General features: G+C 42.5%; 14 protein-coding genes and 1 pseudogene. 6 read left to right on the top strand and 9 right to left on the bottom strand.

What is annotated here, in order from left to right; all coding sequences use genetic code 11:
- Positions 1-13: 13 nt before the first annotated feature.
- The 3 genes from BFG52_RS17180 to BFG52_RS02015 form a co-directional block, all read right to left on the bottom strand.
- Positions 14-217 (bottom strand): hypothetical protein, encoded by a 204-nt coding sequence (locus BFG52_RS17180; protein ID WP_067551946.1) that lies wholly within the window; start codon positions 215-217, stop codon positions 14-16.
- A 194-nt stretch (positions 218-411) separates the two neighbouring features.
- On the bottom strand, positions 412-1668 hold the full coding sequence (locus tag BFG52_RS02020; protein WP_067551940.1) for a dicarboxylate/amino acid:cation symporter: 1257 nt from the start codon (positions 1666-1668) through the stop codon (positions 412-414).
- Between the two features lie 176 nt (positions 1669-1844).
- A complete protein-coding gene (locus BFG52_RS02015; protein WP_067551938.1) occupies positions 1845-2723 on the bottom strand; it encodes an acyl-CoA thioesterase in 879 nt (292 codons plus the stop codon).
- A 327-nt stretch (positions 2724-3050) separates the two neighbouring features.
- Here BFG52_RS02015 and plsB point away from each other — a divergent pair.
- From plsB to BFG52_RS02000, 3 genes and pseudogenes are all read left to right on the top strand, one after another.
- A pseudogene (gene plsB / locus BFG52_RS02010) lies at positions 3051-5636 on the top strand (glycerol-3-phosphate 1-O-acyltransferase PlsB); the annotation flags it as partial.
- A 329-nt stretch (positions 5637-5965) separates the two neighbouring features.
- Entirely contained in the window at positions 5966-6670 is a 705-nt protein-coding gene (locus tag BFG52_RS02005) for a hypothetical protein (protein WP_067551928.1), read from the top strand.
- A 224-nt stretch (positions 6671-6894) separates the two neighbouring features.
- Complete coding sequence (locus BFG52_RS02000) at positions 6895-7269, top strand: hypothetical protein (RefSeq protein ID WP_228703795.1); 375 nt, start codon at positions 6895-6897, stop codon at positions 7267-7269.
- Positions 7270-7382: 113 nt separating this feature from the next.
- Here the strand turns inward: BFG52_RS02000 and BFG52_RS01995 are convergent, their stop codons facing one another.
- A complete protein-coding gene (locus BFG52_RS01995; RefSeq protein ID WP_228703794.1) occupies positions 7383-7811 on the bottom strand; it encodes a GFA family protein in 429 nt (142 codons plus the stop codon).
- Between the two features lie 81 nt (positions 7812-7892).
- Complete coding sequence (locus BFG52_RS01990) at positions 7893-8711, bottom strand: NAD-dependent epimerase/dehydratase family protein (protein ID WP_067551927.1); 819 nt, start codon at positions 8709-8711, stop codon at positions 7893-7895.
- 35 nt (positions 8712-8746) lie between these two features.
- Between BFG52_RS01990 and recG the strand changes: the two genes are divergently transcribed.
- Complete coding sequence (recG, locus tag BFG52_RS01985; protein WP_067551926.1) at positions 8747-10792, top strand: ATP-dependent DNA helicase RecG; 2046 nt, start codon at positions 8747-8749, stop codon at positions 10790-10792.
- Between the two features lie 117 nt (positions 10793-10909).
- A complete protein-coding gene (locus BFG52_RS01980; RefSeq protein WP_067551923.1) occupies positions 10910-11539 on the top strand; it encodes a ComF family protein in 630 nt (209 codons plus the stop codon).
- A gap of 123 nt (positions 11540-11662) precedes the next feature.
- On the opposite strand, the gene BFG52_RS01975 is transcribed toward BFG52_RS01980, so the two are convergent.
- Positions 11663-12103 (bottom strand): NUDIX hydrolase, encoded by a 441-nt coding sequence (locus BFG52_RS01975; RefSeq protein ID WP_081408590.1) that lies wholly within the window; start codon positions 12101-12103, stop codon positions 11663-11665.
- Between the two features lie 14 nt (positions 12104-12117).
- Complete coding sequence (locus tag BFG52_RS01970) at positions 12118-12705, bottom strand: LOG family protein (RefSeq protein ID WP_067551918.1); 588 nt, start codon at positions 12703-12705, stop codon at positions 12118-12120.
- Between the two features lie 153 nt (positions 12706-12858).
- Here BFG52_RS01970 and BFG52_RS01965 point away from each other — a divergent pair, with 153 nt between their 5' ends.
- Positions 12859-13872, top strand: a complete 1014-nt coding sequence (locus tag BFG52_RS01965; protein WP_067551915.1) for a CorA family divalent cation transporter — start codon at positions 12859-12861, stop codon at positions 13870-13872.
- Positions 13873-13925: 53 nt separating this feature from the next.
- On the opposite strand, the gene BFG52_RS01960 is transcribed toward BFG52_RS01965, so the two are convergent.
- Positions 13926-14216, bottom strand: coding sequence for an STAS domain-containing protein (locus BFG52_RS01960; protein WP_067551909.1), 291 nt, complete (start codon positions 14214-14216; stop codon positions 13926-13928).
- Positions 14217-14233: 17 nt separating this feature from the next.
- On the bottom strand, positions 14234-14863 hold the full coding sequence (locus tag BFG52_RS01955; protein ID WP_067551906.1) for an MlaC/ttg2D family ABC transporter substrate-binding protein: 630 nt from the start codon (positions 14861-14863) through the stop codon (positions 14234-14236).
- Positions 14864-14890: the final 27 nt, after the last annotated feature.

Genomic DNA, 14890 nt, shown 5'->3' with positions numbered 1-14890 from the left:
CTGTTGATGTGTTTTACAAAATTCTGTCAGTACTCGCACTACACTGTTTAATATTTTGACGTAAGCATTCACCTTCTACGATACGAAAGCCTTTTTGTTTTAGAAAATCTATTGCGCGATCCAACCGTGGATATAAAGCCTGTTCCACCCCTGCTGAAGGTGCAGTTATTGCAATTAAATCACCCTCAAGCAATGGTTCTGGATAACGAATTTTCATTAAAATTTCATCACTTTAAAATTAATCATCACGCAAATCTAGCATAGATTATTGCATCAAAGCTTATACCCTAATCTCTAAGACTCCACTTACGCATCCTATACAGCTCAAATGATTAAACAATACCGCATCATTTAGCACATCAAAAAAGCCGATCATTGATCGGCTTTGGGCATATTGACATAGGGTACTGACTAAGTCGAGGTGCTTGGTGTAGGGATCTCATCGACATCACGGGTATGCCGATCAACCACCACACTAATCATCATATCGCCTTGTACATTGACCACGGTCCGTACCGTATCCAAAATACGGTCTATCGGTAATAAAATCGCGATCGCTTCTGCGGGTAAACCGACTGATTGCAACACCATAATCATGGTCACCATACCCGCACTTGGAATCCCCGGAGCACCCAAAGATGCAATCATGGCGGTTACACAGACGATCAACTGCTGCGTTAAGCTCAACTCCAAGCCCATCAGATTGGCAATAAACAAAGCCGCAGCCGCTTCATACAATGCCGTGCCATCCATATTGAGCTGCGAACCCAATGGCACCACAAAACCCGCAATATGTGGACGTACCCCCATATTTTGCTGGGCACATTGCAAAGATAAAGGTAAGGCTGCCGAGCTTGAACTGGTTGCAAATGCAGTGATTAATGCGGTTCGCCCTGCTTTAAAGAAGCGAATCGGACTCATCCCACCAAAAATCCATAGCAACAAGGGCAACACCACCGCGCCATGAAAGATTGTTGTGCCAGTTACCACCAAGGAGAATTCCAGCAAGCGACTCAGTACAGAAATATCTTCTGTTGCAATCAGCTTCGCCATCAGTGCAAAAATACCAAATGGTGCAAGCTTCATCACCCAACCAATCATTAACATCATGATGTCAAAGAATTGCTGGCTGAGTTTACGCACCACGCTAAACCGCTCACCACCTTGTACCAAGGCAATACCCACAAACAGCGCAAATAACACCACAGCCAAAACATTACCATCTGAGAATGCTTTAAATGGGTTAATTAGAGTATTTTGAATAAAATTGGTGAAGAATGCGCCGGGGCTCAAGGTGTCGGGGGATTGATAAGTATTCATATCCTCTTGGAACATGGCAATGTCGACCCCTTTCCCAACATCAAAAAGATGTGCACATGCCAAACCCAGTGCTAAGGCCAAAGTCGTGGTGGTTAAGAAACACAATACCGTGATTTTCCATACCCGACCTAATTGACCACTCGACTGTAAATTAGAGACTCCCACCACAATTGAGCTAAAAATCAACGGGACCAATAGCATCTTTAATAAGCCAATAAAAATACTACTGATAATGCCAAGCCCATAAAGGCTGTGCGGAACAAAACTGGCTTGCGGATCGATCTGTAAAATATAGCCAAACGCTATACCCAAGATCGCAGCCAGCAATATTTGCGTATTTAAGTGCATGTGATCGCTGTTATTTTAAACAATATAGCCAAGCACTATGCCACGGAAAAAAACTGAAATCGAGTATTGCCTTTAAGATATTTCAGAAAAACACAGCAATTATTGAGATATACGGCAGATATACGCCTGTCACTACAGCGCAGCTTGTGACACTGTAGCAACAGGATTATATGATTTTATTGCGTTTCAATCTCACGAATGCGCATTAAGCCTTCTTGGGTGGTACTACAAACCAACTGACCATTTTGCCACATCCGACCAAAATTCAAACCGCGCGACTGTGTGCTAATGCTTGCTTCCATGTCATATAGCATCCATTCATCAGCACGTACTGGACGATGAAAATAAATGGCATGATCAATACTGGCGCACTGCAAGCTCGGTGATAAATAACTCAGCCCATGCGGCTTCAATGCCGTGGTCATTAAAGTATAGTCAGAGTAAAACGCGACTATCGCTTGATGCAAGGACACATCATCGACGAGATCATCTGCTAACGGATCATGGGTTTTTAAATAGTGCGCGTGCATAGGAGCTTCGGTTTGCGCCTGAAATGGGTTACAAGGATGCACTGGGCGAATTTCGACTTGGCGTGGACGCATAAAAGCATTGCGGTAACTTTCAGGAATACTCTCGATATATTGGCTCTTTAGATTTTGCTCAGCCAACAAGGTATCGGGTGCCGGATAATCGGGCTGTGGCATTTGATACTCCAAGCCATCTGCCTCAGGATTGGCAAAAGACACCATGGCAGAGAAAATGGTACGACCATGTTGAATGGCACGAACTTGGCGGCTTAAAAAACTTTTACCATCACGTAATTTCTCAACCTCATAAATAATCGGTGCATGAATATCACCACCAAATAAAAAATAAGCGTGTAGAGAATTGACAGGGCGATCTGCGGTCAATGAAGCGGCTCTTAAGGCTTGCCCCAAAACTTGCCCACCAAACACCCGTTTACCGACCAGATTGCGGCTTTGCCCACGAAAAATATGTTCTTCGAGTTTTTCCAAACTCAATAATTCAACCAACTCATCGGTAAGATTGTGCATAGAAAACCTGATTAAAAATTTTATTCAAAATACAGCGCAGCTCATCAGCATAACACGCAGCAACAGGCTTTAAAATAAGGTGTTTATCCCTGATCTCTAGCTGCATTGCGCAGTCGATATTCTGTAAGTTTGAGATCGCAAAGCACAGCTTTTTCTATTTTGTCCGCATGGTTCTTTGCTATAATCGGCAAGGTTTTAAAATTTTACGATAAGAATCATAGCGGCAAATGCCTTACGTGTAGACTCAAGATGCTCGCTACATTGCATAAGACTTAGCTCAGCATCTCAGGTGAAATACAGTGGATCTATCATTTACTAGGAGTACCTATGTCCAATAATGGTTTTGGTCAAATTTATCGTCGATTGTCCAGTAAACTACTCGATCTAGTGGTCACTCCGCATGTTATCGGTGAAGCCCCCGAAACACCGACGCTGAGCAATGAGCCTACAACAGCACAAACGCCACAAACCACCACGCAAACCACCAAAAGTATCACCTGCTATGTCTTGCAGAACTATTCGCGCAGTAACGCCTTAGTCTTAGATGGTGAAACCCGACGCCTTAAATTACAACCTGCTTTGGATAGCGTTCATATTGCGGGTCAGCATGAAAAAGCAGCCGTGGTATTTCTACAACATAAAAATGAAACCAATCTGCTCAATCCACCACCCTATGCATTTCCGCCGCGCTTATTACGTTTCATCGAGTTACTTGAAAAGCACCCCGAACTTGATATCGAACTGGTGCCTGTTACCATCTTATGGGGGCGCTCACCCGATAAAGAAGATTCCTTATTTCGTCTACTCTTTACCGATACCTGGGCGACACCGAGTAAAGTCAAACAGTTGCTCAATATCGGTGTGCATGGTCGACAAACCTTCTTAGAATTTCATCCTGCACAGTCTTTGCGTAGTTTGGTCGATTATGCCAAAGAGCATCATCCCAACCTTTCACCAGCGACGTATATTGTCAGCCAATTAAACCATTATCTCGATGCACAACGTGAAGTGGTACTCGGTCCCGATTTATCTGACCGTCGTAATGTGATGCAATCTTTGATTAAATCGCCTGAAGTACAAGATGCGATCCGTAAAGAAAGTATTCGAGCCAAAATCAGCATGATTGAATCTGAACGTCGTGCCATTGGCTATGTCAATGAAATCGCTTCGGATTATTCTTATTCAACCGTGCGCTTTGCCGAAATGGCACTGACCCGTTTATGGACACAACTCTATGATGGGGTTGAGGTCAATAATTTCAGCATGGTGCGTGAGCTTGCCAAAGAATATGAAATTATTTATACCCCATGCCACCGCAGTCACATTGACTATTTGTTGCTTTCTTATGTGATCTTTAAACGTGGCTTAATGGTGCCTTATATTGCCGCTGGGGATAATCTCAACATGCCCTTTGTTGGACAGATTTTAAGAGGTGGTGGTGCCTTTTTTATCCGTCGTTCCTTCCGTGGTAATGCACTATATACCTCTGTATTTAAAGAATATCTCTATAGTATTCTGTCGCGTAACACACCATTAGAATATTTTATTGAGGGCGGACGCTCACGTACTGGTCGACTATTGCCACCCAAAACGGGGATGTTGGCAATGACTATTCATGGACATTTGCGTGGTAAATCCAAGCCAATCGTTTTTGTACCGACCTATATTGGTTATGAGCGCTTGATGGAAGGCTCGACCTATGTTGGTGAAATGCAAGGTAAACCCAAAGAAGCTGAATCCGTTTTAGGCTTACTCCGTGCATTGAAAAAAATTGAACGGATTTTTGGTAAAGTCCATGTCAACTTTGGTGAACCAGTCTTCCTTGATGACGTACTCAAAGCACATCATGCCGAAAATGTACAAATTGAACATAATGATGACCCTATCCCACCTGAAGTTTCTGAAGTGGTAATGAGCTCGGCCAATGCGATCTTGGAAAATATCAACCGTGCGGTGGTGATTAACCCCGTATCGTTACTGTCACTCATTTTATTGGCAACACCGAAACACACCCTTGATGAAGAAATCTTTATCAAGCAAATCGATACCTATCGTAAATTACTCAGCAGCCTGCCCTATGACCAGCGCATGCAAATCACACCATTGTCAGGCAAAGAAGTTATTGCTTATGGGCTAAAACTTAAACTGATTAAACGTGTACAGCATGCTTTGGGTGATATCATTGCCATTGAAGACAATCAAGCAGTATTGCTCACTTATTTCCGTAATAATATCTTGCATGCCTTCATTTTACCGTCACTGGTGGCGGCACTGGTTGAGCACAATGGTAAAATCAAACGTCAACATTTGATTAATGCCATTCAAACCTTATATCCATTCCTTAAAGCTGAGCTCTTCCTCAAATGGCAACAAGCTGAACTTGAGCCGCAGATTGAGCAACATATTCAAGCACTGGTCGATTTAAAACTCATTGAAGTCGACCATGAAGATTATCTCAACTCACCCGTTCGCAATAGCGAAGAGCATAGCCAGTTAAGCATTTTAGCTGCACCAGTCATGCAAAGCTTAGAACGTTATTACATGACCTTGGCACTCATTACACAACGTGGCTCTGGCAATATTACAGCCAAGCAAGTTGAAGATCTCAGCCATCTTTTAGGTCAGCGTTTATCGGTCCTATATGAGTTCAATTCACCTGAGTTCTTTGATAAAGCCTTGTTCCAAGGCTTCTTAAAAGTCCTCACACAACAAGGCTATATATCAACCAGCGAACAAGGCGCGTTGATCTTTGATGAGGAATTTAGCAAAATGGCGCAGAATGCCAATCTGGTCTTGGATGATGCAACCCTACAAATGCTGCATCACATTACTTCATTTACAGATGATGAGTTAAAAGAAGCGCTCGAAGCCGTTGCCGCGCAAAATGCCAAGAAACGAATGAAACGGAAGAAGAAATAAGCTGATCGATTCCGCTTATGATTCAAAGAGCCCAGTACAAAACTACTGGGCTTTTTAGATGTACCTGATGTGCGCCACAGCAAAAATTAAAGCGATTGAAATACCGTACACATTCTGTAGTGCGCTTAAATGTAATTATTTAAATAAATAACTTTGGGGCTATATAATACCGATTATAACTAGACCCATAGATTAATTTAAAAAATGATCGCTAAAGAGTTTTGAAAAATGATACAGATTGCTCCTGCAATCTTGGATGATGCAACCCTATCAATGCTGCATCATATTTATTCATTGACAAATGATGAGTTAAAAAGACGCCTATGACGATGATCATATCCGCACATTTGGGGGATTGTATTCTCATTGCAGCAGATAAAAGAGCCATGTTTTGTGATACTGCAACTGGCACAATGCAACGAGCTCATGACGATGAACCTAAGATCAAACTCTGGTGCAGAGGAGCGTTCGCGGGTACCGGCGAGACAGTATTTATCAATCGCGTCGCGCATTATTTTACCAGTTTAGATCAGCATGAACAGCAACTTAGGCAAATGGATATTATCCACAATGAAATTGAAAAAAGGATTTCAGAAGGCGTTCCCGAAAACTTTTTATTAAACAACCATATCGTATTTTCTATATATGAAGGCAATAAAACATTTTTGTACTCCATACCAATAAAACCATTTTTGCAATATTTTGAAAAAAATAGAGTACAAATGATCAGCCCATTGATGAAAGAAATTAAGCCATGGGTAATTGACCTATCTTGCTTTATTGTTCCTGCAGATATGCGTTGTTTACAAGATTTTCAACGTGCTTTAAAACCTTTAAAAAGCTTTGCAACAGAGCAGGAATTCCTTGATTTTTATATTCAAAATTTGAAGCAGATTTTCGCAATACAGGCTGCTATTGACCCCAGTATTACAACTTCATTTGATCTTTATATTCAATCCTGTCATACAGGGCAAAGCATTGCGCTACATGTCCCAAATCACATATTGCCACCGACTCATAGGCAATAAACTGAATGATCAAAAAAATAATATTCTAAAGCCAGCACTTTGAGTTTGAATCAACCAGACATTTCTCTTGAAGGCTTGTGCTGATCATGCACATTCAGTCATGTACTAAGTAAAATATCAATAAAATAAGACTCATTCGCATTTAATTGTTAGAATAAGTCGATAATCTGGCAATACTTGTCAGCCCCTCGATACTTATGTAGTAAATATTGTTAGAAGAGAGAATGATGTCAAAATTAGTGCTCTGTATAGTATGCGCCACCGCGATGACAGCATGCCATTTTGGACCCGAAATTGAACATAGCAGCTTTAAAAATAGCGCAGTATGCCAAAACCAATTAAAAGATATGATCTACGAAAACTATAAGTTAGATGGTATTGCGCGAGAAAAAATTAGCTTCGAATTTAATCCAATCAATGCCAAAGAAGAAGTCATACAGATTAATCTCCTTCAGGAAGCAGCACTAAAACCAAGTTCTGTAGGACGAATTAAAGTCAATAAAAGTGAAAATACCCTTTTTAATTCGACCTTTGATAATAACAATCTAATTGCAATTAAATTGGATGAACATCAAGATTTTATTGAAAAATGCTTTTAAACAATCAATAACTCAACTGTTAAATAGCTCAACCATTAAAATAGCCAACCAGACCAATGCGCTATATTCATTGGTCTTCTTCTAAGCTGCTCAATATAGCAGCGCATTGGCTTTTATGAGGGTGTTAAATCGATATAATCCAAATAGCCAACAATCCCACCACCACCATCTTTGGGATGATGGATGCCATCCATCACAGGCACATGACGAAAATCAAAAGGTGACACATTTTCAAGGCAAGCCACATTCACAGCATATTGCTCTGGATTTGAACGACGCTGATGAAATGTATAAATACCACAAATCGAGCAAAAATAATGTACCGCCTGCCGAGTGTTAAAACGATATTCTGTCAGCTGATCTTTGCCTTGATAGACATCAATCGCAGACAATGCCACAGAGATAGCAACAGCGCCACGCATACGACAAAAAGAACAATTACATCGACGAATTGACTGAAAAGCATCTGTCAGTTCAAGGCTAAATTTTACCGCACCACAATGACATTGTCCTCGTAGTCCTTGTATTTGATTAGACATCATTCTCCCCCTCAAGTGCAAAACATTCTTCACTGCCATGCCTGTCTAAACATTCAATGAGGCGTAATGGCGAGCAAGAAAAGTTTAGCGAACGCTAGCGCTTTCTGCTGCCAACTGCCGATAAACTTGAAAACAATCAGGATGTTGCAAGCAAAAACCATGATCTAGCATCCGCTGTGCAAAAATACGCTTACCTGAAGTCAGCTCAGGCGCATAGCTGAATGGAGGCAGTCCAAGCTGGGTACGAAACCAAGTCAAAATCTCATGCATTGCAATCGGACGGCTATCGCTGACCAGATAATAGGCGCTAGGCTGTTCCACGTGAAGTAAATGCGCCAAGAAAGCTGCCAAATCATCGATATGGATACGATTACTCCAATGTAATGCACGATACTGCGTCGTCTTCAGCGCGAGTTCTGTTAAGCGCTGTACAGAACGTCCATAGATACCACTTGGTCTAAGGATCACACATTGTGTTGGATAAGCCTGTCGCCATGCATGCTCCATATCCAGTAAAATTTGCCCATAGGGATCTGTAGTCGAAGCTGGCGTCGAATCGTCAATCTGCTCGCCTTGATGCTCACCATAAACCCGTGTCGAGGACACCACCACAATCCGTTGCACCGGATGACTAGCCAAAGCACGGCAAATCGGTGCCACACTATCCAGATAAGTCTTGCGGTAGTCTGCAACGCTACGCTGTGCCGGTGCCAACAACACATAGACCTGATCGATTGCTGCAAGCTGACTCAGATCCAGATGGGCAACATCCTGAATCAGATGGTTTGAAAATGCTGTGTCTTTAGCAGAACGACTAATTGTGGTAATTTGATGATCTGACTGTGATAATGTCTGTGCCAAACGTTGTGCCGTTTGACCATAACCAAGCAATAAGATATGCATACACTGACCTAATCAATCAAATATGTTGAGGGGACATGGCTGAAGTCCACCAATTAAAAGGGGTAGGTAACGCCTCTGCAGCATTACTCGAAAAGCTGCATATTTTTACCACAGAAGATCTGTTGTTTCATTTGCCACGTGACTATGAAGATCGTAGCACAATCATCGCCATGAACCAATTGACCGTGGGACGTAGCTATTTGCTTGAAGGCACGGTGAGTTCTGTCGATTTCCCACCGGGCAAACGCCAATCAATGGCAGCACAATTACAAGATGACACCGGCAAAATCACCTTACGTTTTTATCATATTTATAAAGGGCTAACCGACCGTATCCAAGTTGGGCATCGCCTGCGTGTGTTTGGTGAAGTACGTGTCGGTGCGCGTGGTCTAGAGTTATATCACCCTGAAATTCAACTTATTACCAGCTATACACCTCTGCCCAAGACACAACTTACAGCAATTTACCCCAGTACTGAAGGGCTGACTCAGCCCAAACTTAGACAGTATATTGAACAAGCTTTGCACTTACACAGCGATCATCTACCAGAATTATTACCCAAGCAATTTTGTCATGGTTATGACTTACAGCAGGCACTGCATTATATTCACCACCCACCAGCCAATGCCAATATGCTGCAACTGGCACAAGCCACCCACCCTGCACAGCAACGTCTGATTTTTGAAGAATTGGTCGCACATCAAATCAGTTTACTGACACGTCGCGCCTACTTACAACAAACACAAGCACCCAGTTTTGCACCCAGCCAACAGCTCACCAAACAGCTCTTAGCAGGACTCCCCTTTGCGCTCACCCAAGCACAGCGCCGCGTCTCGCACGAGATTATGCAAGACCTAAAAGCGAACAAACCGATGCTACGTCTGGTACAAGGCGATGTCGGTGCGGGCAAAACCTTGGTGGCTGCATTGGCAGCCTGCCATCCGCTCGAAGAAGCTTGGCAAGTTGCCTTAATGGCACCGACTGAAATTTTGGCTGAACAACATTACCTCAATTTTAAAAAATGGTTTGAACCTTTGGGCTTCACTGTGGTTTGGTTAGCAGGCAAACAAAAAGGTAAAGCACGCAATGCAGTCGAGCAAGCAGTCAGCGATGGCACCGCGCAGCTGGCGATTGGAACACATGCGCTCTTTCAACAACACATTCAGTTCCATAAACTTGGTTTAGTCATCATCGATGAACAACATCGCTTTGGTGTTGATCAACGTTTAGCATTACGTGACAAAGGCTATGCACACAGTACACCGCATCAGTTGGTTATGACCGCAACACCAATTCCACGAACACTTGCCATGTCTGCCTATGGCGATTTAGATACGTCGATTATTGATGAACTGCCTCCCGGCAGAACACCGATTCAAACCGTGACCATTCCGCTAGATCGACGTGAACAAGTCTTACAACGTATCGCCAGTAATTGTGCCGAGGGTAAACAAGCCTATTGGGTCTGCACTTTGGTGGAACAATCAGAAAGCCTTGATGCACAAGCTGCTGAAGCCACTTACCGAGAAATGACGGAAAAATTTCCTGATCTCAATATCGGCTTGGTACACGGCAAAATGAAAGCAGATCAGAAACAACAGATCATGCAGCAATTCAAAGACAACCAATTACAACTATTAATAGCCACCACGGTGATCGAAGTCGGGGTCGATGTTCCCAATGCCTCTATCATGGTCATAGAAAATGCCGAACGTCTTGGGCTTTCTCAATTACACCAATTACGAGGTCGTGTTGGACGTGGTGCACAAGCCAGTTTCTGTGCACTGTTATATAAACATCCACTTTCTCAAAATGGTTTAGAACGGCTAAAAATCTTACGTGAAAGTAATGATGGCTTTGTCATCGCTGAAAAAGATTTAGAAATACGGGGGCCTGGTGAAATTTTAGGGACCAAACAAACTGGCGATATCGGATTTCGAGTGGCCAAACTGGAGCGCGATGATCATCTCTTAGCCGCTGCGCATCGTGCTGCAGCAAGTATTTTGCAACAACATCCTGAATTAGCCGAAGCACTGTTACAACGCTGGCTGCCACAAGCCCCCCGTTATGCTTATGTCTAGTTATGCTTATGTCTAGTTAAGCACTGACGCCCGCAACACCCCATAACAATAGTAAAGTTTCTTCTGCGCAGGCTTCGCGTCCTTTCTACAACAGCTCAAATTGTCGGGAGACAAAAGATGATATATATCAACACCAGCTATCACTATGCCAAACATACTCTGGGTTTTGGCTGTCTATTGTGTCAACTGGAAACACAGGCTACCCACGGTTTGTGTCAAGATTGCTGGCAAAACTTACCTTGGCGGCTACAGTGTATACACAAACATCAACTGTCAATCCACTGTATATTTGACTACCAATTTCCAATCAACCGTATCATTCAAAAATTTAAATATCTACAACAACTGCAGTATCAACGTATCTTATTACATGCTTTATATCGACTAAAACCCACAGCAATCGATGCCATTGTGGCGATGCCAATTTCCAAGCAACGTTTGATTGAGCGTGGCTATAATCAGAGTTTGTATTTGGCGCAACGACTCGCCAAACATTGGGGCTGTGCGATTTGGCAACCGATTCATCGTCATGCAGAGCAACGCCAAAAAGGCTTAAATCGTTTTGAACGCATGGAAAACATTCAACAGCAGTTTTATTGCCCCGAAAACCCCCAACACCCCTATACTCGGGTATTGATGCTAGATGATGTCGTCACCACAGGAAGCTCTTTATTTGCCTTGGCTCAGGCCTTGCAACAGCTCGGCTGTCAGCAGATCGATGCACTCTGCCTTGCCGCTGCGACTTAATCTAGAAAAGCTCCATAAAACTACAATACAGAAAACCACAATATAAAATCAGAGTGTGATTAAAAAATGCTTTTAGAAACCATGCTAAAAGCATTTTTTAAAACGTCATAGCAGAACAAAAGCTTAAAATACAGCTGAGGATGACGATGACAAATTGCGGCGACGCTTTTGTGCATATTGCAAATACCAAGGAATCACCACCTCTCGGGTCAAAGGCGCGAGCAAGTCCGATGCCGAAACTGTTGTAGGATCAAACCATTGCATTGCAGCAATCTCAGCGGCAATCTGTGGCTCGCCCAATAGTGTCACATGATAGAGATAGCTACAAAGGCGGTGGTCAGTTTCATTGGCTGCCGCAGTCTCAAAGCGTCCAATAAATTGCTTAATCTGCGCAGCAACAGCAATTTCTTCTTGGATTTCCCTTAATAAACAGTCTTCAGCAGCTTCATTGGCTTCAAGTTTGCCACCAACCTGCATGAAAAATTGAGTCTGTTTTTTGCGAACCAACAGCAATTGACCTTGGCTATTTTCAATAACAGCTGCAGCAACCGTAATATATTTCATGCTATCTATACCACTTATACCGCTGCTTTTCTTTCGGCTGCACCCCATTTCGGCGCTGGAGCAATGTAATGCTCAAAGGCTGCCAGAATTTTTTGGATATCATCACTATAAATCAGCTTTTCAGTAAAACGCGTCTTGGTAAAACCACATTCAGCACTATGCGCGATGAATTTAATCAGGTCATCATAAAAACCTTCGACATTCAAAAAAGCACAAGGTTTTAAATGAATACCCAACTGTGCCCAAGTCCATTGCTCAAAGATTTCCTCAAAAGTACCAGAACCACCGGGCATCGCAATAAATGCATCGGCCAGTTCAGACATTTTGGTCTTACGTTCATGCATATCGGCAACAATATGTAATGCAGTCAGATTCGGATGCGCCAATTCACTATCGACCAAGTTTTGTGGAATCACACCAATGACTTGACCACCCGCGGCCAAGGCACTATCTGCCACAATGCCCATTAAACCAGAACGCCCGCCACCATAGACCAAGGTTTTTCCTTGTTGTGCAATCAAAGTTCCTGTCAAACGTGCCTGCTCTGCAAAAACAGCTTCATTTCCTAATGCAGAACCACAAAAAACTGCTATCGAATTCATTTCAACCTAACCTTGTTATCTCATTGCCATGCTGTATCTCTATACTCAGATTCAGTTTTTTTTAAAAATGAGTATGACAAACAGTGTTTTTATTGCAATCCTTTACTAAAATAGCCCTACTATTTTCTCTTATACTGCGCAGGAAAAGCCCACATGCTTGAAGCCTTTTATGCCACTGAACGCGGTAGTCTAGAAGACATTACGATTAATGGCGGTTTTGACTTACATCCAGAATTGGTATGGGTTGATCTCATCGCACCAACACAAGAAGAACAACAGTGGGTTTATGATGCCTATCAGCAAAACTTGCCGACACTCAAATCCCTAGAAGACATTTCATCGTCTGCACGTTTTTACCGTGATGATGATGGTATTTTGCATATTAGTACCTATTTTCTAACGAAACATAAAAACTATCAAGCCGATAACGACAATGATGACAATAGCAATATGCTAGCCACAGTGCAAACCGTTGCCTTTATTTTACATAAAGAACGCCTATTTACCCTCAGAGGTGAAAAACTGGTTGCCTTTCGTGCCTTTAGAGCACGCGCACGACGCAATGACTATGATATGGACTATAAAGATCCAGTTTGGCTGCTCATGGGCTTGCTCGAATCTAAACTTGATGAGCTTGCGGATATCTTAGAAGATATCCACAAAGACTTGGAAATATACTCCTCTGAAGTGCTGAATAACCGTCACCGTGAACAAATTTTAGACTTAGATGACATGATTACCCGTCTAGCACAAAAAGAAGATGTGCTCGGTAAAGCACAGTTATGTTTGATCGACCTACGACGTGTACTGACTTTTTTATCACGTCCACGCGCCTTGGGAAGTCATATTTATGATGCTGATATTCGCGAGATGAGTGAGGATGTGCGTTCATTGGTGGAGCATGATGCCTTCCTGTTTCAGAAAGTACGCTTTTTACTCGACACGACATCGGGATTTATCAATACCGAGCAAAATGACACCATCCGCCGCTTCTCGATCTTACCCAGCATGCTAGCGCCACCGATGCTCATTGCCAGTATTTATGGTATGAATACCGAATCTCTGCCCTTTGCACATGGCACGACCAGTTTTGTGGTGGTGATTTCTATTTTGATTCTGTTTTTTATTGGACCATTGGTCTATTTTAGATGGAAAAAATGGATTTAAAAAAGCCCTGAACGCATTGCGCTCAGGGCTTTTGATCGACTTGAATGCCCCATTTAGGCACTGAACTTAAGATCTTGCTCTAAATGGCAGGATTGGATGATCTTCATCATTTTTTCAGGAACTGCTTTAAAGACCAAACCCGCTGATTGGGGGGTGTGGCGTAACCAACGAATGAAAATGGCCAACGCTAAGGTATTTCCAGATTGCAATTGTGATAAATTAATCTGCAATGGAAAGTGTTGTTGCTGTTGAATCACCTCTAAACCTTGACGATAGCAGTGTTCAGCATTACCAAAATGAATCTCACCAGATACATACAGTTGCTGTTGTTTAAATTCAATCACCCTACACCTACTCAAGTTTATTTTTTGATGGCTGCATCTGCATCTGGTTTAAAGGTTGCAATTGCTTTATCTATATTGTTGCCATTACGTTTTACGTTGGCAGCAAACTGATTACGGAATTGTAAACCGAGATCAATACCAGAGACGTTGATATTACGCACTTTCCATTGATTACCACTATCGGTCAATTGGAAAGAGACTGGAATTTTTTCACCATTGTTATTGAAGTCAATAATCACCACAGGGAATTTTGCACCCGTTTCTTTATAAGGGCGCATGCTATAGGTTTGATTACTGTACTTCGCCAATGCAGAACCATAGTTCTCAATCAACACTTCTCTAAAATTTTGCTCAAACTTGGCGCGTTGTGCGGCAGTGCTATATTGGTTAGTGGCATAAGTTCCCATCACGATACGACTAAAAGCCTGTGCATCGACATAAGGGTCTAAGTTTTGACGAACAATAGCTTTAATTGCAGCTGGATTGTTTTGCAACTTATTATGATCTGCTTTTAAACGGCTAATTAAGCCATCTGCTACACGCTTTACAAAAGCTGGTGGTGTTTCTGCTGGTGCAGCATAAACACTACTGGCAAGCATGGTGCTCAATGCAGTTGCAGTTAAACCACGTTTTAAAGTTATATTCATGTGAAACTACTCCTATAAATTTGGTAG

The sequence above is a fragment of the Acinetobacter larvae genome (genome assembly GCF_001704115.1).
Classification (GTDB): domain Bacteria; phylum Pseudomonadota; class Gammaproteobacteria; order Pseudomonadales; family Moraxellaceae; genus Acinetobacter; species Acinetobacter larvae.
This window is presented reverse-complemented; position numbering and strand designations above follow the sequence as displayed.